Annotated in this window: 18 protein-coding genes; 13 read left to right on the top strand and 5 right to left on the bottom strand. The window is 65.7% G+C overall.

Going from position 1 to position 19363, the window contains the following annotated elements:
• Window positions 1-81: 81 nt before the first annotated feature.
• From ACFQ3C_RS06725 to pdxH, 3 genes are all read right to left on the bottom strand, one after another.
• Window positions 82-567 carry a DUF192 domain-containing protein gene (locus ACFQ3C_RS06725; RefSeq protein WP_380789785.1) on the bottom strand — a complete coding sequence of 162 codons (486 nt, stop codon included), beginning with the start codon at window positions 565-567 and terminating at the stop codon, window positions 82-84.
• On the bottom strand, window positions 564-1133 hold the full coding sequence (locus ACFQ3C_RS06720) for a cold-shock protein (RefSeq protein WP_380789783.1): 570 nt from the start codon (window positions 1131-1133) through the stop codon (window positions 564-566). The genes ACFQ3C_RS06725 and ACFQ3C_RS06720 overlap by 4 nt, the downstream gene beginning before the upstream one ends.
• 108 nt (window positions 1134-1241) lie before the next feature.
• Window positions 1242-1847: a pyridoxamine 5'-phosphate oxidase gene (gene pdxH, locus ACFQ3C_RS06715; protein ID WP_380789781.1), complete on the bottom strand. Its 606-nt coding sequence runs from the start codon at window positions 1845-1847 to the stop codon at window positions 1242-1244.
• Between the two features lie 281 nt (window positions 1848-2128).
• Between pdxH and fabI the strand changes: the two genes are divergently transcribed.
• The 6 genes from fabI (at window position 2129) to ACFQ3C_RS06685 (ending at window position 8800) form a co-directional block, all read left to right on the top strand.
• Complete coding sequence (gene fabI / locus ACFQ3C_RS06710) at window positions 2129-2953, top strand: enoyl-ACP reductase FabI (RefSeq protein ID WP_380789779.1); 825 nt, start codon at window positions 2129-2131, stop codon at window positions 2951-2953.
• Between the two features lie 42 nt (window positions 2954-2995).
• The gene (gene gpt / locus ACFQ3C_RS06705; RefSeq protein WP_380789777.1) at window positions 2996-3499 is read left to right on the top strand and encodes a xanthine phosphoribosyltransferase; all 504 of its coding nucleotides are present in this window, start codon (window positions 2996-2998) and stop codon (window positions 3497-3499) included.
• A gap of 90 nt (window positions 3500-3589) precedes the next feature.
• Window positions 3590-4765, top strand: a complete 1176-nt coding sequence (locus tag ACFQ3C_RS06700) for an aminotransferase (RefSeq protein ID WP_380789775.1) — start codon at window positions 3590-3592, stop codon at window positions 4763-4765.
• 81 nt (window positions 4766-4846) lie between these two features.
• Window positions 4847-6703 carry a peptidylprolyl isomerase gene (locus tag ACFQ3C_RS06695; RefSeq protein WP_380789773.1) on the top strand — a complete coding sequence of 619 codons (1857 nt, stop codon included), beginning with the start codon at window positions 4847-4849 and terminating at the stop codon, window positions 6701-6703.
• A 12-nt stretch (window positions 6704-6715) separates the two neighbouring features.
• Complete coding sequence (trpE, locus tag ACFQ3C_RS06690) at window positions 6716-8224, top strand: anthranilate synthase component I (RefSeq protein ID WP_380789771.1); 1509 nt, start codon at window positions 6716-6718, stop codon at window positions 8222-8224.
• 18 nt (window positions 8225-8242) lie between these two features.
• Window positions 8243-8800, top strand: coding sequence for an rRNA large subunit pseudouridine synthase E (locus ACFQ3C_RS06685; protein WP_380789770.1), 558 nt, complete (start codon window positions 8243-8245; stop codon window positions 8798-8800).
• A 20-nt stretch (window positions 8801-8820) separates the two neighbouring features.
• Here the strand turns inward: ACFQ3C_RS06685 and ACFQ3C_RS06680 are convergent, their stop codons facing one another.
• The gene (locus ACFQ3C_RS06680; protein WP_380789769.1) at window positions 8821-10572 is read right to left on the bottom strand and encodes a divergent polysaccharide deacetylase family protein; all 1752 of its coding nucleotides are present in this window, start codon (window positions 10570-10572) and stop codon (window positions 8821-8823) included.
• Between the two features lie 281 nt (window positions 10573-10853).
• Here ACFQ3C_RS06680 and ACFQ3C_RS06675 point away from each other — a divergent pair, with 281 nt between their 5' ends.
• The 6 genes from ACFQ3C_RS06675 (at window position 10854) to lexA (ending at window position 15786) form a co-directional block, all read left to right on the top strand.
• Window positions 10854-11435, top strand: coding sequence for an anthranilate synthase component II (locus tag ACFQ3C_RS06675; RefSeq protein ID WP_380789767.1), 582 nt, complete (start codon window positions 10854-10856; stop codon window positions 11433-11435).
• A complete protein-coding gene (gene trpD, locus ACFQ3C_RS06670; RefSeq protein ID WP_380789766.1) occupies window positions 11432-12451 on the top strand; it encodes an anthranilate phosphoribosyltransferase in 1020 nt (339 codons plus the stop codon). The genes ACFQ3C_RS06675 and trpD overlap by 4 nt, the downstream gene beginning before the upstream one ends.
• Window positions 12451-13263 (top strand): indole-3-glycerol phosphate synthase TrpC, encoded by an 813-nt coding sequence (gene trpC, locus ACFQ3C_RS06665; protein ID WP_380789765.1) that lies wholly within the window; start codon window positions 12451-12453, stop codon window positions 13261-13263. Before trpD ends, trpC begins: the two co-directional genes overlap by 1 nt.
• A complete protein-coding gene (gene moaC / locus ACFQ3C_RS06660) occupies window positions 13263-13745 on the top strand; it encodes a cyclic pyranopterin monophosphate synthase MoaC (RefSeq protein ID WP_380789764.1) in 483 nt (160 codons plus the stop codon). Before trpC ends, moaC begins: the two co-directional genes overlap by 1 nt.
• Window positions 13742-14935: a molybdopterin molybdotransferase MoeA gene (locus tag ACFQ3C_RS06655; RefSeq protein ID WP_380789763.1), complete on the top strand. Its 1194-nt coding sequence runs from the start codon at window positions 13742-13744 to the stop codon at window positions 14933-14935. The genes moaC and ACFQ3C_RS06655 overlap by 4 nt, the downstream gene beginning before the upstream one ends.
• Before the next feature lie 116 nt (window positions 14936-15051).
• Entirely contained in the window at window positions 15052-15786 is a 735-nt protein-coding gene (gene lexA / locus ACFQ3C_RS06650; RefSeq protein WP_380789762.1) for a transcriptional repressor LexA, read from the top strand.
• On the opposite strand, the gene ACFQ3C_RS06645 is transcribed toward lexA, so the two are convergent.
• On the bottom strand, window positions 15780-17867 hold the full coding sequence (locus tag ACFQ3C_RS06645; protein WP_380789761.1) for a ComEC/Rec2 family competence protein: 2088 nt from the start codon (window positions 17865-17867) through the stop codon (window positions 15780-15782). The genes lexA and ACFQ3C_RS06645 overlap by 7 nt on opposite strands.
• Before the next feature lie 46 nt (window positions 17868-17913).
• Between ACFQ3C_RS06645 and gltX the strand changes: the two genes are divergently transcribed.
• Window positions 17914-19317 carry a glutamate--tRNA ligase gene (gene gltX / locus ACFQ3C_RS06640; RefSeq protein ID WP_380789760.1) on the top strand — a complete coding sequence of 468 codons (1404 nt, stop codon included), beginning with the start codon at window positions 17914-17916 and terminating at the stop codon, window positions 19315-19317.
• Window positions 19318-19363: the final 46 nt, after the last annotated feature.

Raw genomic sequence — 19363 nt, 5'->3', positions numbered from 1 at the left:
ACCCTGCATCTAAACCGCGCGGCCGGATTTGAAAAGCCCCTATCAGGTGCAAAATCCTGGCAAGGCAACGAACGGCGCGCCTCAGCAGGGCCAGGCGGCGGTTTCGCTGGCAAAAGCAGGGTGGCGCATCTGGCTGCCCGGCACGATTCCCATGGCGCGGGCCAGCCCGCCGTTGATCTCCAGCACCGCCAGGATGCCGCGACCGCCATCAATGACCGTCTCGTCGCCGGGAATCGCGTTGTGATGCACATGCCGCACCACGCCGCGTTCATCGGCGAAGATCATGTCGAGGGAAATGAGGGTGTTTCGCATCCAGAAGGTCGCGCGCTGCGGCGTGTCATAGACGAACAGCATGCCCGCGCTTTTCGCCATGGTTTCGCGAAACATCAACCCACGGCTGCGGGTATCGGGGGTATCGGCGATTTCAACGCTGAAACGGGCCTGCCCCCAATCGCCACGCAGCAGCACGGTATCCGCGCGGCAGTCCGATGAGGCCTGCGCCAGCGCCACCTGCGCCAGCGCCGCGCCGCCTGCCATCAACAGAACAAGCAGCGCGCGACGGATCATCCCTGACGGGCCTTCACGGCCGCCTCCCAGGCGCAAACCTCGGTCGCCATGCGGCCGCGCTTGCCCTCGATCACCCGCAGGCAGACCGCCTCGCCGGGTTGCAGATCGGCAAGCCCGGACCGGCGCAGAACTTCGATGTGGATGAACACATCTTCATGCCGCCCGAACACATTGGCAAAACCAAAACCCTTTGCCTTGTCGAACCATTTGACGCGCGACGGCTCCAGCGGGGCGGAACGCATGACTTCAGGGTCGATATCCTCGAAATCGGCCAGCATGGCCGCTTCGGTGCCGACGGGCGGTTCGATCTTGAACACCTCGACCGCCTGAACACCACGGGCGGTGTCCTGCACATCGATCTCTATCCGTGCGCCATCGGCGACGGAACTTTGGCCAAAGTTTCGCAAAACATTGGCATGCAGCAGAATGTCGGGGCCACCCCCGTCGGAAATCACAAACCCAAATCCCTTTACGGGATCGAACCACTTAACCGATCCAACCACTCTGCGGGTCGCTGTCACATCATGTGTCACTTTATCACCCACAATCCATTGTACGGTCTTCATTTTTTCTTCATGGCGCATCGGCCTGCACATATTCAAGACAAAAAACCCGTTCACTTGATAGACCAACCGTTCGCGTCGCGTGAATGTCGTGAACTCGTAGCGTGAATGTCACGGGTTCAACCGCTCCACAACCCATTCCTGCTGTCCCAACTGCCGCCGCCACACGAAACGGTCATGCAGCCGAAAGTCGCCATCGGCCCAAAACTCGATCTCGACAGGGTCGATCCGGTAGCCCCCCCAGAAAGGCGGGCGGTCCGGGTTGGTTCCCTTCAGTGCGGTGATCTTGGCAACCTCGGCCATCAGCGCAGTGCGCGATGACAGCGGGCGCGACTGCCGCGACGCCCAGGCGCCAAGACGGCTTTTGAGAGAACGTGACTTGTAATAGGCGTCGGCCTGCGGGCCTTCTTCCTTGCTGACATGGCCCCGCACCCGGATCTGCCGCCGCAGCGATTTCCAGTGCATCACAAAGGCTGCCTTGCCCGCGCTGTCCAGTTCCCGCGCCTTGGCGCTTTCGTAATTCGTATAGAACACGAAGGCCGCCGCCTCGATTTCCTTGAGCAGGACCATCCGCGCATTGGGCAGACCGTCTGCGTCAACCGTCGACAAGGCGATCGCGTTATGATCGTTGATTTCGCTATTTTCGGCTTCTGCCAGCCAGGCGCGCGCGATCGCGAAAGGATCGTCGCCTGCAAAAATACCGCTGCGGTCACTCATCATCTGTCACTTTCATTCACCAAACGCTCAAGGCTGTCACATCACCATGGATCGGTCCAGCGCAAACAGCCGAATCCAAGGGGCCGTAGGACACGCTCACAGCCGAAAAAACATCTTGGATCGCGAATCGTCAAGTGCAGTTCGCGACAAAGCGGGTTGCAGTTGGCGACAGGTGGCCGGCGGGAAGACATCCCGCGCCGGGTTTGGACCGGCTGCACTTGATGCAGCACCACCAATCCCCTAAAGGAAAGACAGCAGCAAACACGGGCGGAAACAAACACATGTCTCATACTCTCATGGCCGGCAAACGCGGCCTCATCATGGGTCTTGCCAATGACAAGTCGATCGCATGGGGTATTGCCAAAGCCTGCGCCGATGCAGGGGCGGAAATGGCCTTCAGCTATATGGGCGAGGCATTCCGCAAACGGGTGGCCCCGCTGGCCGAAAGCATCGGCGTGACGACCCTGATCGATTGCGACGTGTCGGACATGGCCTCGGTCGATGCCGCCTTCGCCCAGCTCGAGAAGACCTGGGGCAAGCTGGATTTCCTGGTGCATGCGATCGGCTTTTCCGACAAGAACGAATTGCGTGGCCGTTACGTGGATACCAGCCGCGACAATTTCCTGATGACGATGGATGTCAGCTGCTACAGCTTCACCGCCGTGATGCAGCGCGCCGAAAAGCTGATGACCGACGGCGGCAGCGCGCTGACGCTGACCTATTATGGCGCCGAACAGGTGATGCCGCATTACAACGTCATGGGCGTCGCCAAGGCCGCGCTTGAGGCCTCGGTCAAGTACATGGCCGAGGACCTGGGCAAGGATGGCATTCGCGTGAACGCCATTTCCGCCGGGCCGATCAAGACGCTGGCGGCCAGCGGCATCGGCGATTTCCGCTATATCCTGAAATGGAACGAGCTGAACTCGCCGCTGCGGCGCAACGTGACCATCGAGGACGTGGGCAAATCCGCGCTTTATCTGCTGTCCGATCTGGGATCGGGCGTGACGGGCGAGACTTTGCATGTGGATGCGGGTTATCATGTCGTCGGCATGAAGGCCGTGGACGCCCCGGATATCGATGCCGTCACAGGGCGCAAGGACGCCTGATCCGTTCCGCCCCAGATCCGTCCCGCATGAAGGAGTGATGCGATGACCGACCGCCTGCCCCATGAAAAAGGCTTCCACATCAGCTGGGACCAGATCCACCGTGACAGCCGCGCCCTGGCCTGGCGGTTGCAGGGCTACGGGCCCGATAATGGCGCATGGCGCGCGGTCGTGGCGATCACTCGTGGCGGAATGGCGCCCGCGATGATCGTCAGCCGCGAGCTGGACATCCGCACCGTCGATACGATCTCGATCAAGTCCTACGATCATCAGACCCAGTCCGAGGCGCGCGTGCTCAAGGCGCCCGATGCCGACCTGATGGGCGATGGCACCGGCATCCTGATCGTCGATGACCTGGTCGACAGCGGCAAGACGCTTGAAATCGTGCGCAAGATGTATCCCAACGCGCATTTCGCCACGGTCTATGCCAAACCCAAGGGCCGCCCCCAGGTTGACACCTTCATCACCGAGGTCAGTCAGGATACCTGGATCTTCTTTCCCTGGGACATGGCCTTGCAATATGTGGAACCCTATCGCGGTCGTGACTGACAGCACGGGCCGCGCCAACGCCTTGTTTCTTCTTGCTGCAAATATCCAATCCCGCGCTCACCGCCCGCGCGGCGCCAAAGGAAAGCTCCCATGGCCCTGACCCGCACCGCATCCACCTTCGCCCCACCGGTGATGGAGGCGCGGCGCTGGCTGGACGGGGTGGATTTCCCGGCCACGCGCCCGCTGATCAACGTCAGCCAGGCAGCCCCGGTCGATCTGCCCCCCCTGGCCCTGCGCGAGGCGCTGGCCGAAGCGGCGCTGCACACGGCGCAGGCGCATCTTTACGGCCCGGTTCTGGGCGCGCCCGAATTGCGCGCCGAAGTGGCCGCGCGCACGGCCCGTCTTTATGGCGGCGTCGTCACACCCGCGCAGGTCGCCATCACGTCGGGTTGCAATCAGGCGTTCAACGCGGCGATCATGGCGCTGACCACCGAAGAGGATGAGGTCATTCTGCCAACCCCTTGGTATTTCAATCACAAAATGTGGCTCGATATGGCCGGGGTGCAGGCTGTGCCATTGCCGACCGGCGCGGGCATGCTGCCTGATCCCGATCAGGCAGCGGCGCTGATCACTCCGCGCACCCGCGCGATCACGCTGGTCAGCCCCAACAATCCCGCAGGCGTCGAATATCCCGCCGATCTGATCCGCGCCTTTGCCGATCTGGCGCGCCAGCATGGCATTGCCCTGATCGTGGACGAGACCTATCGCGACTTTCATTCGATCAGCGGGCCTGCCCATGCGCTTTTCACCGATCCCGATTGGGACGATACGCTGATCCAGCTTTATTCCTTCTCCAAGGCCTACCGGCTGACCGGGCACCGGGTCGGCGCAATGCTGGCCAGCCCTGCCCGTCTGGCCGAGGTCGAAAAGTTCCTCGATACCGTCACGATCTGCCCCAACCAGCTGGGTCAGATTGCAGCACTCTGGGGGATGCGGAACCTGGATCAATGGCTGGCCGGCGAGCGGGACGAGATCCTGGGCCGCCGGGCCGCGATCGAGGCCGGGTTTCCCCGGCTGGCGGCGCAGGGCTGGGACCTTCGCGGCGTGGGCGCCTATTTCGCCTATGTCGCCCATCCGTTCGACGAACCCTCCGACAGACTTGCACAGCGCATGGTCCGGGATGCGGGCGTTCTGGCCCTGCCCGGTACGATGTTCATGCCCAAGGGTGACGCGGATGGCGCGCGGCATCTGCGTATCGCCTTTGCCAATGTGGACAGTGCGGGGATCAATGTCCTCTTTGACCGGCTGGCCGGGCTTCGCGCCTGATCGCCCGATCCGGCCTTGCCCCGCAGTCGCGCAGCGCGTAGACAGTTCCAACTTTGAAAAACACCCGGAAAGAGGCGCTTCATGGCACGCGGCGGTATCTCGAAAACACTGGTCTGGATCCTTCTTGCCCTGCTCATCGTGGGGCTTGCCGGATTCGGCGCGGTCAACCTGTCCGGATCGGTCCGCTCCATCGGCTCGGTCGGCGATCAGGACATCGACATCGACGAATATGCCCGCGCCTTGCAGCAGGAGATCCGCGCGATCGAGGCGCAGACGCGCCAGCCCCTGGGGTTCGCGGATGCACAGGCTTTCGGTCTGGACCGCAACGTGCTGGCGCAGCTGGTCACGGCGGCTGCACTTGACAATGAAGCCGCGCGCCTGGGCCTGTCCGTGGGCGATGACGTCGTGGCCGAGCAGATCCTGGCGATCCCGTCCTTCCAGTCCGTGAACGGCGCCTTCGACCGCGAGGCCTATCGCTTCACGCTGCAACAGAACGGCCTGACCGAGGCGCGTTTCGAACAGCAGCTGCGCCGCGAAACCGCCCGCAGCCTGTTGCAGGGTGCGATGGTGCAAAGCGCCGTGATGCCCGCGACCTATGTGGATACGCTGATCGCCTATGCGGGCGAGCGGCGGAATTTTTCATGGGCTGTCGTGGATGCGTCCCAGTTGTCAGAGCCTGTCGGCCTTCCCGACGCGGCGCAGCTGACCGCCTGGTACGAGGCGAACCCCGCCCTGTTCACCACCCCGGCGGCCAAGCGGATCACCCTGGTGACCCTGACCCCGGACATGATCCTTGATCAGGTCACCGTGGATGAAGAGGCCCTGCGCGCCGAATACGCCGCCCGCAGCGCGGAATACAACACCCCCGAACGCCGCCTGGTCGAACGTCTGGCCTTCGCCAATGACGCCGCAGTTGACGCGGCCGTGGCGGCCCTTGTCTCGGGCGAGACCGATTTCGAAACGCTGGTCGCGGATCGTGGCCTGTCGCTGGCGGATGTCGATCTTGGCGATGTCTCGATCTCCGAACTGGGGGCCGCGGGCGAGGCCGTGTTTGCCACCGAAGTCGGCGGTATTGCCGGGCCGCTGCCCAGCTCTCTGGGTCCTGCGCTGTTCCGCGTGAACGGGGTTCTGAGCGCGCAAAGCCTGGCCTTCGAAGATGTGCGTGACGATCTGGCCGCCGAACTTGCCCCCGACCGCGCGCGCCGCGTGATCGAGGCGCAAGCCAGCGGGATCGACGACATGCTGGCCGGGGGCGCCACGCTGGAAGAGCTTGCCAGCGATACGGATATGGAAATGCAGACCATCGACTGGTCGGCGCAGGTGGATGCCGGCGTTGCCGCCTATCCCGCCTTCCGTGCCGCCGCACAGGCGCTGCAGATGGACGATTATCCCGCCCTGATCGAACTGGACGACGGCGGTATCGTCGCCATGCGGCTGGACGAGGAACTGCCGCCGCGCCTGCAACCGCTGGACGAGGTGCGCGATGCGGCCGTCGCGGGCTGGCAGCGGGCGGAAACCGCCCGTCTTCTGCGCGCGCGCGCCGATGCCATGGTGATCGACTATGGCGCTGTCGGTGATCTGGCAGCCCTTGGCCTGACCGTCACCCAAGAGGTGGACATCACGCGCGACCAGTTCATCCCCGGCACGGCCCCCGGTTTCCTGGCGCAGGTCTTCCAGATGGCCCCCGGCGATCTGGCCGTGATCGACGGCCCGGACGAAGGGCGCGGCCCTTCCGTGCTGATCGTGAAGCTGGACGCGGTTCTGCCGGCGGATGAGGCCAATCCCGGTGTCGCCGCCCTGCGTACGCGCCTGGCGGACAGCGGGCGCGGTGGCCTGGCACAGGATCTGTTCCAGTCCTATGTGGGGCAGTTGCAGACCCAGGCTGGCGTCAGGCTGGACCAGGCCGCGATCAACGCGGTTCACGCCAATTTCCAGTAAGGACACCCGCCCGTGGAGCTGACACCCGATTTCGAAAGCTTCGCCCGCGCCTATGAGGCCGGAAAGAACCAGGTGGTCTATGCCCGGCTTGCCGCCGATCTGGATACGCCCGTCTCGCTGATGCTCAAGCTTTCGGGCGCGGCTAAGGATGCCTTCATGCTGGAATCAGTGACCGGCGGCGAGGTGCGCGGGCGCTATTCGATCATCGGGATGAAACCCGACCTTGTCTGGCAGTGCCATGGCGCGCAAAGCCGCCTGAACCGCCAGGCCCGGTTCGATCCCGATACATTCGAGGATCAGCCCGGCGATCCGCTGGACAATCTGCGTGCGCTGATCGCGGAAAGCCGCATCGACCTGCCCGAGGATCTGCCCGCCGCCAGCGCAGGGCTGTTCGGCTATCTTGGCTATGACATGATCCGGCTGGTGGAACATCTGCCCGATGTGAACCCCGATCCGCTGGGCCTGCCCGATGCGGTGATGATGCGCCCGACGGTGGTGGCGGTGCTGGATGGCGTCAAGGGCGACGTGACCGTGGTCTCGCCCGCATGGGTCAGCGATGGCCAGTCAGCGCGCGCCGCCTATGCCCAGGCGGCAGAGCGGGTGATGGATGCGCTGCGCGACCTGGACCGCGCCCTGCCCCAGGCTACCCGCGAGATGGGCGAGGCGCGCGATGCCGCACCGCCCCGGTCGAATTTCGCGCATGACGCCTATCTGGCGGCTGTCGAAAAGGCCAAGGATTACATACGCGCGGGCGACATTTTCCAGGTCGTGCCCTCGCAGCGCTGGACGCAGGATTTTCCCCTGCCACCCTTCACGCTCTACCGCTCGTTGCGGCGCACCAATCCGTCGCCCTTCATGTTCTATTTCAACTTCGGCGGTTTCCAGGTGATCGGGGCAAGTCCCGAAATCCTGGTGCGGGTCTTTGGCCGCGAGGTGACGATCCGTCCCATCGCGGGCACACGACCGCGCGGCGCCACCCCAGAACAGGATCGCGCCTATGAGGCCGAGCTGCTGGCCGACAAGAAGGAACTGGCCGAACATCTGATGCTGCTGGATCTGGGCCGCAACGATGTGGGTCGGGTCGCCAAGATCGGCACGGTGCGCCCGACCGAACAGTTCATCATCGAACGCTACAGCCATGTGATGCATATCGTCTCCAATGTGGTGGGCGAGCTGGCCGAGGATCAGGACGCGTTGAGTGCGTTTTTCGCAGGCATGCCCGCAGGCACCGTGTCAGGTGCGCCCAAGGTGCGCGCCATGCAGATCATCGACGAGCTGGAGCCGGAAAAGCGCGGTGTCTACGGGGGCGGCGTGGGCTATTTCAGCGCGGGCGGCGACATGGACATGTGCATTGCTCTGCGTACTGCCATCGTCAAGGATCGCAAGCTCTATATCCAGGCGGGCGGCGGCGTCGTCTATGACAGCGACCCCGAGGCCGAATATCAGGAAACCGTGCATAAATCGAACGCGATCCGCCGTGCGGCGGCCGATGCGGCGCGGTTTTCGGGCGGCAACAGCTGACATGGCGGTGTCGCCGCCATGACGCGCCTGATCCTGTTCAACAAGCCCTTCGACGTGCTGTCGCAATTCACCGATCGCGGCAGCGCGGACAGCCCGCGCGCGACCCTGTCGGATTTCATCGACATTCCCCGCGTCTATCCCGCCGGGCGACTGGACCGCGACAGCGAAGGGCTGCTGCTGCTGACCGATGACGGAAAGCTGCAGGCCCGGATCAGCGATCCGCGTCACAAACTGGAAAAGACCTATCTGGCACAGGTCGAAGGCATCCCGGACGCCGCAGCCCTTGCGTCGTTGCGAACAGGCGTCACGCTGAAAGACGGGCCCACGCGCCCTGCCCGCGTGCGCGCGGTGCCGGAACCGGCATGGCTCTGGCCACGCAGGCCGCCGGTACGGTTCCGCAAATCGGTGCCTGACAGCTGGATCGAACTGACCATCAGCGAGGGGCGCAACCGGCAGGTCAGGCGCATGACCGCCCATGTGGGCCATCCCACGCTGCGGCTGATCCGCATCCGCATCGGCGACTGGCAGCTTGGCGATCTGCGCCCCGGCGAATGGCGCGACGCGCCACCGGCCTAAGGGTCATTCCGGCCTGCGGGTCATTCCCCCGCTTGCAGCACCGCCGACACGGGCGCCAGCGCCACGCGCTGCGCCCGGTCCTGCAGCCCCCACAGCAGCAGGGCCGAAATCGTGTCGGGCTGCAGGCGGCCGATCATGATCACGCCTTCGCCCTCGCCCGCGACGGGCAGACCTTCCGCCTGCTGACCGGCCTTGAAGGCGCCCTGGTCAAGGAAACGGCGAATCGCGGCCGCATCCTGGCCTGCCCCGTCGAAATCACGGAATACCGTGGCTGAAGGCACACCCGATTTTGCAGCCATCTTTTGCGCGGTGTTCAGACCGTTCGGCAACATGACCAGACCATAGCCACGCTGCCCCAGAATGGCGGATACCTGATCGGACAGCGCACGGCTGGATTGCAGCCCGGTTGCGACCCCTTCCAACACGCCGACGGCTTCGGGCACGGCGGCCAGGGACACTTCCATCGCGATCTCGGCATCCTTGGGCGTCGAGCCGGGCAGCAGATCGACCATCGCCAGGACCTCGAATCCGGCGCGGCGATACCGATCCGAGGCTTCGGGCGCATCGGGGCGGGTGGCGTCGATCGCGATGGTCAGCGGATAGGGGAAAGCGGCCAGGGCGTCAGGTCCCAACCCGCTGTCACCCCGGTCGATCAGCACGATGGACAGACGCGGACGGGTGTCGCTGTCATCAAACGGCACGGCATTGCGGCGCAGCGGGATCGCCTCGCTGCCGGTGGAAATATCTGCCGTGACGGTGGCATCGGGCGCGGGCCGGTCGATCAACGAGGTGGCAGGCGTCCCGATCGAAGGGCGGATCACCGGCGTGATATCGTCCACGGCGACCGGCGCGGCGGGTGCGGTCTGATCGGGTTGCACGGCGGGCGCTGCTGGTTCGATCACAGGCAGGGGCTGGCGGCGTGTATCGGCCTGCGGCGCCAGCGCCGCTGATTGTGCGGGCGGGGCCCCGGCCTCGGCGCGCGGGCTGACATCGATCAAGGCATCGTCGCGCGGCGCGGAGATGGCGGCCGGGCTGCTGTCGGGGGCGGCCTGCGCCTGATCAGGCTGCGCGGGTGCGGGTGCAACCTGCGGCGCGCCGAAGGTGGCCGTGGTGTCACGGTCGCCGGGCGGTTGCGGCACGACCGGTGCGGCGGTGCCGAGGGGTGCGGTGCCGCTGTCTTGCGTGCTCGGCAGCGCCGCGACAACGGGCGCGTCTGTTGCAACGGCGGGGGCCGGCATGGATGTCGTGGCCTGATCGGTCTGCGGCTGGGCCGCCGGATCGCGATCGGCCTGAGGCAACACGGGATTGGAGGGGGGCGCTGTCGCATCCAGCGCCTGAACCGGTGCGGGATCGGGCGCGCGGTCGGGTGCCGGAAGCGTGGCTTGCCTGTCTTCGCGACCGGCTGTGAAGCCGCTGCCTGCCGGAACGCTGACCTGCGCCGCTTCGGGCGGCGCTTCGGGTGCCGTTTCGGCCTGTGCTTCGGGCGGGGTTTCGGGTGCGGCGCGGCTGGCATCGGCGGTTGGGATTGCCGCGTCGGTCGCCGTTTCGGTTGCCGGTGCGGTCGTCGTTTCAGTTGCCGGTGCTGTCGTCGTTTCAGTTGTCGTTTCGGTGGCAGGTGCGGGCGCCGGCTCGGTCGTCGTTTCGGCCTGATCGACCGGAGCGGTCCCGGATGATCTGTCCTGCGGCAGGCCCGACAGAATCGACAGCGCCGAGACACCGATCACCGACACCACCGTCCCCGCAAGAACCCCACGAATAAACCCTGTTGCCATCGTTCTGCCCTTTCCTGCCCGCAGCTTGTGCCGCTTTCTGCGGTCCTTGTCGCCTTCTTGCCCGCATCTGCCCCGGCAGCAGCAGCGGTCACCGTATCAGCCCTTCCCGCAGCTGCCATGCCCAAACCGGACAGGTCCAGAACGGTCAAGCCCAAACCGGCCGGGCCCGGGGTTTGGGCCGCAATATGGGTCACGCCCCTTGACGCTCCGGCGCAAGCCTGAACAAGTATACCGCGACCAAGGTGCGGGCCTCCAGCCCCGAAACGGAAAAGATAGGCCAGATGCTGCTTCTCATCGATAACTACGACAGTTTCACCTATAACCTTGTGCATTATCTTGGCGATCTGGGCGCGGATATCACCGTATGCCGCAATGATGCGCTGGATGTGCAACAGGCGATGGCGATGAACCCGGCCGGCATCATCCTGTCCCCCGGTCCCTGCGACCCCGATCAGGCGGGGATCTGCCTGGCGCTGACGGCGGCGGCGGCCGACACCGGAACACCCCTGCTGGGCGTGTGCCTGGGCCATCAGACCATCGGGCAGGCTTTCGGCGGCCGCGTCGTGCGCTGCCACGAGATCGTGCATGGCAAGATGGGCGTGATGCACCATGCCGGCAAGGGCCTGTTCGCGGGCCTGCCCAACCCGTTCGAGGCGACGCGCTATCATTCGCTGGTCGTCGAACGCGAGTCATTGCCCGATTGCCTCGAGGTGACGGCCTGGCTGGAGGATGGCACGATCATGGGGTTGCAGCACCGCGACCTGCCGATCCACGGCGTGCAGTTCCACCCCGAATCCATCGCCTCGCAGCATGGGCATGACCTGCTGCGCAATTTCCTGAACCTGACGAAGGTGCCGGCATGAGTGATGCGCTGAAACCGCTTCTGGGTCTTGCCGCGGACCGCGCCCTGACACGCGCCGAGGCCGAGGCCGCCTTTACCATCCTGTTCGAGGGCGAGGCCACCCCGAGCCAGATCGGCGGCTTGCTGATGGCGCTGCGCACGCGCGGTGAAACGGTCGAGGAATATGCCGCCGCCGCCGCCGTGATGCGGGCGAAATGCCATGCCGTGCGCGCGCCGCAAGGGGCCATGGATATCGTGGGCACCGGCGGCGACGGGATGGGTACGCTGAACATCTCGACCGCGACGGCCTTTGTGGTGGCGGGCGCGGGCGTGCCCGTGGCCAAGCATGGCAATCGCAACCTGAGTTCCAAATCAGGTGCGGCGGATGCGCTGACGCAACTGGGAATCCAGGTGATGGTCGGCCCGCAAGTCGTTGAAAAGGCTTTGAACGCCTGCGGCATCGCCTTCATGATGGCGCCGATGCATCACCCCGCGATGGCGCATGTCGGCCCGACGCGCACCGAGTTGGGCACCCGCACGATCTTCAACATCCTGGGTCCGCTGACCAACCCGGCCGGCGTCAAGCGACAGCTGACCGGCGCCTACAGGCGTGACCTGATCCGCCCGATGGCCGAGGTGCTGGGCCAATTGGGCAGCGAACGCGCCTGGCTGGTGCATGGCTCGGACGGTACGGACGAGATGACGATCACCGGCCTGACCTGGGTTGCCGCCCTCGAGCAGGATGGCACCATCCGCGAGGTGGAACTGCATCCCGAGGATTTCGGCCTGCCCGTGCATCCGTTCGAGGATATCATCGGCGGCACACCACAGGAAAACGCCGCCGCCCTGCGCGCGCTGCTGGAGGGTGCGCCGGGTGCCTATCGCGATGCGGTGCTGCTGAACGCGGCGGCGGCGCTGGTTGTCGCGGGCAAGGCGGATGATCTGCGCGACGGTGTTGACCGCGCGCGCGACAGCATCGACAGCGGGGCCGCCGGTGAAAAGCTGGCAGCCCTGGCAAGACTGACATCGGAGACATGATGACCGAAACGATCCTGGATCGCATCAAGACCTACAAACTGGCGGAAGTGGCCGCGGACAAGGCCGCAAAGCCGCTTGAGGCCGTCGAGGCCGAGGCCCGCGAGGCAGATCCCGTACGCCCCTTCGCGGATGCGCTGCACGCGGCGTCGCGTACCGGCTACGGGCTGATTGCCGAGATCAAGAAGGCCAGCCCGTCAAAGGGGTTGATCCGCCCCGATTTCGACCCGCCCGCGCTGGCGCAGGCCTATGCCGCCGGTGGCGCGACCTGTCTGTCGGTGCTGACCGATACGCCCAGCTTCCAGGGCGCAAAGGACTATCTGGTCGCCGCGCGCGCCGCCTGCGACCTGCCGGTGCTGCGCAAGGATTTCATGTATGACCCCTACCAGGTGGCCGAAGCCCGCGCGCTTGGCGCCGATTGCATCCTGATCATCATGGCCTCGGTCAGTGACGCCCAGGCGCAGGAGCTTGAATCCGCCGCCCATGACTGGGGCATGGATGCGCTGATCGAGGTGCATGACCGGCCCGAGCTGGAACGCGCGGCGCTGCTGTCCTCGCGCATGATCGGGATCAACAACCGCAACCTGAATACATTCGAGACGTCGCTGGATACCACGCGCACCCTGTCGAAACTGGTGCCCGAAGACCGGATGCTGGTCTGCGAAAGCGGGCTGTCCACGCCGAAGGACCTAGCCGACATGGCGATGTACGGGGCGCGCTGCTTCCTGATCGGGGAAAGCCTGATGCGCCAGGATGATGTGGAACTGGCCACGCGTTCGTTGCTGGCCAATCCGCTGACACCGGGAAGCATGTGATGAAGGGCAAGGATCTGACGCATTTCGACGCGCAGGGTCAGGCGCATATGGTCGATGTGTCCGACAAGGCGGTGACATCGCGCGTCGCCGTGGCCGAGGGCTGGATCAGGATGGCGCGGGCCACCTTCGACATCATCGGCGAGGGGCGCGCAAAAAAGGGTGACGTGCTGGGGATCGCGCGGCTGGCAGGCATCATGGGCGCCAAGAAGACCGCCGATCTGATCCCGCTATGCCACCCGCTGCCGATCACAAAGGTGGCCGTCGAACTGACGCTGGACCCCGACCTGCCCGGCGTGAGGATCGAAGCGACCGTAAAGACCACCGGCCAGACCGGCGTCGAGATGGAGGCGCTGACCGCCGTCAGCACGGCGGCCCTGACCGTCTATGACATGGCAAAGGCGGTCGACAAGGCCATGGAGATCGGCGGCATCCGGGTGATCCTGAAGGATGGCGGCAAGTCTGGAAGGTATCAGGCCGAATGATCAGCGTGGCCGAGGCCCAATCGCGTTGCCTGGCGCTGGTGCGTCCGCTGCACCCTGAGACCGTGCCGCTGACGGATGCGGCCGGGCGGGTGCTGGCGGCACCGGTCAAGGCGGGGCGGGCGCAGCCGCCCTTTGCTGCCTCTGCCATGGACGGCTATGCGGTACGGGCCGAGGATTGCCACCCCGGCGCGGTGCTTGCAGTGGTGGGCGAGGCTGCGGCCGGGCACGGCTGGGCCGGTCAGGTCAACCCCGGCGAAGCAGTGCGAATCTTTACCGGCGCCCCGGTGCCCGCAGGGGCGGACCGCGTCGTCATCCAGGAGGATGTGACCCGCTCGGGTCCCCGGATCACCTTGGGCGACACACTGGAAAACAGCACGAATATCCGCCCGGAAGGCGCTGATTTTGCGTCCGATTTCACGCTTTCCGCGCCCAGGATGCTGACCCCTTCGGATCTGGCGCTGCTGGCGGCGATGAATGCGGGCCATGTGCAAGTCACCCGCAAGCCCGAGGTCGCAATCATCGCCACGGGCGACGAGTTGGTCATGCCCGGCGAAAGACCGAACCCGGACCAGATCATCGCATCGAACCTGTTTGCGCTGAAAGCCATGATCGAGGCGGCGGGCGGCCGCGCGCGGCTTCTGCCCGTCGCGCGGGACAATGAAGCCTCTTTGATGACGGTCTACGACATGGCGATGGGCGCGGATCTGATCGTGACGATCGGCGGCGCCTCGGTCGGGGATCACGATCTGGTGGCGCAGGTGGCGGCGCGTTTCGGGTTGCAACAAAGCTTTTACAAGATCGCGATGCGCCCGGGAAAGCCGCTGATCGCTGGCGCCTTCGCGGATGGAACGGCCTATCTGGGCCTGCCGGGCAACCCGGTGTCGGCGATTGTCTGCGGGCATCTGTTCCTGCTGCCGATGCTGCGGGCGATGCTGGGGTTGACGGATCATCTGCCGACCGTGCTGCGCGCCCGTCTGGCCGCCCCGGTCGCGGGCAACGGACCACGCGCCCATTACATGCGCGCGCATCTGGCCGAGGATGAAACCGACCGCCGCGTGACCGCCTTCGACCGGCAGGACAGCGCGCTGCTGACAGTACTGGTGCGGGCGAACGGCCTGCTGATCAGGCCCCCCCATGACGGGCCGAGGGCGGCGGGCGACATGGTCGAGGTGCTGCCGCTTCTGCCCTGATCACGCCTGAGGTGTTGACACAAAACGGGAACAATGGCAGAACAAACGCGAAATGAAGCGTTTCGCACGGCATGGCCCCGGCCGATCCCCGTGCCCGACCCGGAGGGACCGACCCGATGCTGACCCGCAAGCAACTTGATCTGCTGGATTTCATACAGACCCGTCTGAACCGCGATGGCGTGCCGCCCTCTTTCGACGAAATGAAAGAGGCGCTTGACCTGCGCTCGAAGTCGGGGATTCACCGGCTGATCACGGCGCTGGAAGAACGCGGGTTCATCCGCCGCCTGGCGCATCGCGCCCGCGCGATCGAAATCGTGAAACTGCCCGACGCGCTGGCCGACAAACATGCCGCACGCGGTCAGGCGGCATCCGCAACAACCGGCAGCGGCTTTGCGCCCCGCGTCATCGACGGGGACCGGCCGGACAGCCCGCCGCCCGCGCGCGCCATGCCGGTGCAGACGATCGAGGCGATGGAACTGCCTGTGATGGGCCGGATCGCCGCCGGTGTGCCGATCGAAGCGATCAGCCATGTCTCGCATTCCGTGACGGTGCCCACATCGATGCTCAGTGGTCGCGGCGATCACTACGCGCTGGAAGTGCGCGGCGATTCCATGATCGAGGCCGGGATCAACGATGGTGACGTGGTGGTGATCCGCGAAACATCGGTGGCGGATAATGGCGATATCGTCGTGGCCCTGGTCGAGGATCAGGAAGCGACGCTGAAGCGTTTCATGCGTCGTGGCAGCACGATCGCGCTGGAGGCCGCGAACCCGGCTTACGAGACACGCGTCTACCCCGATCACATGGTCAAGGTGCAGGGCCGCCTTGTCGGGCTGATCCGCACCTATTGATCCGGTGGGCTGCGCCGGACGGGCCTGCCGGGCCGTGGCGGGCGGTTCCATAACCGCTCTCCCGTACGGTCGCGGACCGTGACGATGCGGTAGCCCTTGCCACTGGCATGAACGGCCAGGGCGCCGGTGTCGCCCAGACTGCGAAGGTCGAACACCCGACACGGCAGGCCCGGCGGGGCCCGCCGGTCCAATACCAGCCAGTCATCGGGCCCGCAGGCGGGATCAGCGGCGGCCTTGCCACGCAGATGGATCAACTGCCCGGTTTCGCTGAAGAACAGCGGCATCGGCCCGGACCAGCGCGCGGCGGCATCCGGTTGCAACGCCGGGTCGGCATCATGGTCCAGCCAGTTTCGCGCGACGAAGCCCGCGCCGCTGGCGCGGCTCAGGGCGCGCCCCTGCGCCGTCATTGCGCCAACCAGCGCGCCATCGCCCGCGATCAGGATCGTCGGACGGTCGGCACCGGTCCAGATCAACAGCGCCACCAGCACCACAGGCACCCCCAGAAGCCGCGCCCACCCCTGCCAGAGCATGACGAAAAGCGCGCCCAGGGCCATCAGCGGCAGCACCAGGGACGGCGGGGTCACGACCGTGCCCCGCGCCCCCTCCAGCCCGGTGACGAGATGCGCCACACCCAGGATCCAGCCCAGACCCTGCCCCATGATCCAAAGCGCGACTCCCTCAAGTCCGAAGGGCAGCAGGCAGACGGCCAGCACGGCGGCCGGCATCACCAGCGCCCCCATCAGCGGCACGCTCAGCAGGTTGGCGATCAACCCGTAATGGGCGAACTGGTTGAAATGTGCGGCCCCCAGCGGCGCAGTGGCGAGCCCGGCAACCCCGGATGAGACGACCACCGCCGCAACGGGCTTGAGCCATGCTGGCAGACGCGGCAGGCCCGCATCACGGATCCAGGCAAAGACCGCCACCAGCGCCGTCGTCGCTGCAAAGGACATCTGGAAACCGGGGCCCATCAACGCCTCGGGGCGCAGGGTCAGGATGATCATCGCGGCCACGGCGACTGCGCGCAGGGTCAGCGCCCGCCGGTCGAAGATCACCGCGACCAGAACGACCGCCACCATCACGAAGGCACGTTCCGTCGCCACATTCCCCCCCGAAAGCGCCAGGTATCCCGCCGCGACAAGCAGCGCCAGCACGGCCGACAGCTTTTTGGCCGGAACCCGCAGCCCCAGGACCGGCACCGCCGCCAGGATCAGGCGGAACAGGCCAAAGACGAACCCGGTCAGAAGCCCCATGTGCAGCCCCGAGATGGCCAGAAGATGCGCCAGGTTCGAGACGCGCAGCGCCTCGAGCGTGTCTTGCCCCATGCCCGAGCGGTCCCCGGCCATGACGGCTGCGGCAAAGGCCCCCACCTCGCCCGGCAGGCTGGCCTGTACCCGCGCCGACAGCCACATCCGGGCGGTGAAGACCGGCTGGCCGCCGTCGGGCGGGCGCAGCAGCAGAACCGGGCTGCGGGCATAGCCGACCGCCCCGAGTTTCAGAAACCAGGCATGGCGGCGAAAATCGAAGCCGCCCGGTTCGACCGGACCGTTCGAGACCGACAGATGCCCGGTGGTGATGACCACCTGCCCCGGCCAGGGCCGCAGATGATCCTGGTCCCCATGCAACGACAGGCGCACCCGGCGGGGTGTGTCCTGCGGCGCCATGTCCTTGAGCACGACCCGGTCCAGCACGATCCGCACCGCATCCGAGGCGGATCGGTCGATCGCGACGATCCGCCCTTCGACCGGGCCGTAATAGCGCCAGCCGATCTGCGGCCCCGCCACCTGATGCGCCCGCGCCCCGGCCACCGCCACGCCTGCGGCCACAAGAACCAGCGCCCAGAGAAAGGGGGCCGCCACCGGCCCTGCCCGCGCGGCGACCCACCCCCCGATCAGGGCCAGTCCCGCCAGCGCCACCAGCAGCATGATCGACGGCTCCCATCGCAGGGAAAAATAGCCGCCGATCCCGATGGCAAGGAACACCGGCGCCCAGGGCAACAGGGCGCCACGCTGTGAGCCGAGGACATGGGAAAGCGTCGCAGTGATCCGCAACTCTTGCCCCCCGCTTTGCGCATCGCTAGACATGCGGCAAGGCTACTCCGCCATGGTTACCGAAAGGTTAAGTCCGCTGATGTCATCCCCTGTCGTGACCCGTTTTGCGCCCTCTCCCACCGGCTATCTGCATATTGGCGGGGCGCGCACGGCTTTGTTCAACTGGCTTTATGCCCGGGGGCGTGGCGGGAAATTCCTGCTGCGGATCGAGGATACGGATCGCGAACGCTCGACCCCCGAGGCGACAGCGGCAATCCTCAAGGGGCTGACCTGGCTGGGGCTGGACCATGACGGGGATGCGATCAGCCAGTTTGCCCGCGCCGCCCGCCATGCGGATGTGGCCAGGCAATTGCTGGACGAGGGGCGCGCCTACAAGTGTTTCGCCACCCAGGACGAAATTGAAGCCTTTCGCGAAGAGGCCCGCGCTGCGGGCCAGTCCACGTTGTTCCGTAGCCCCTGGCGCGATGCCGATCCCGCGACCCATCCCACGGACATGCCTTACGTGATCCGCATCAAGGCCCCGCAAGAGGGCGAGACCGTGATCGAGGATCAGGTGCAGGGCCGCGTCGTGATCCGCAACGACCAGCTGGATGACATGGTGCTGCTGCGGGGCGATGGTACGCCGGTCTACATGCTGGCGGTGGTGGTCGATGACCATGACATGGGCGTCACCCATGTGATCCGGGGCGATGACCACCTGAACAACGCCGCGCGGCAGATGATGATCTATCACGCAATGGGCTGGACCGTGCCGGTCTGGGCCCATATCCCGCTGATCCATGGGCCCGACGGCAAGAAACTGTCCAAGCGGCATGGCGCCCTCGGGGTCGAGGAATACCAGGCCATGGGCTATCCCGCCTCAGGGATGCGGAACTACCTGGCGCGGTTGGGATGGAGCCATGGGGATGACGAGGTCTTTACCGACGCGCAGGCGCGCGACTGGTTCGACCTGGGGGGAATCGGCAAATCCCCCGCGCGGCTGGATTTCAAGAAAATGGACAATATCTGCGGCCAGCATATCGCCGCGACCGACGATGCCGCGCTGCTGCATGAGCTGATGGATTTCATCACGGCGACCGGGCGGCCCGCGCTGCCTTCGCACAAGAAGGCGATGCTGTTCGCAGCGATGCCGCAGCTGAAGGAACGCGCGAAGACCTATATCGAACTGCTTGACAAGGCTGCATTTATCCTGGCCGAGCGTCCCATCGCGCCCGAGCCGAAGGCGGCGGAGCATCTGACCGATGTATTCCGTGGTATACTGAAAGAATTGACGCCGCATCTGCAAAATGCTAGCTGGACGCGGGGCGATCTTGAACACGTCCTGAACGAATTTGCACAGACTCAGGGAATGACGTTCGGCAAGCTGGCGGGCCCCATGCGGGCGGCGCTATCGGGGCGCAGTGCCACGCCGAGCGTGTTTGACATGATGCTTGTGCTCGGGCGCGAGGAAAGCCTTGCCCGCCTGGCAGATGCCGCGGCCTGAGAGGGTTAATACCTTCTTCAGGCGGACAGACGAAAAAGGCCTACCC

It is taken from the genome of Seohaeicola saemankumensis (assembly GCF_042678485.1).
GTDB classification, from domain to species: Bacteria; Pseudomonadota; Alphaproteobacteria; order Rhodobacterales; family Rhodobacteraceae; genus Seohaeicola; species Seohaeicola saemankumensis.
This window is presented reverse-complemented; position numbering and strand designations above follow the sequence as displayed.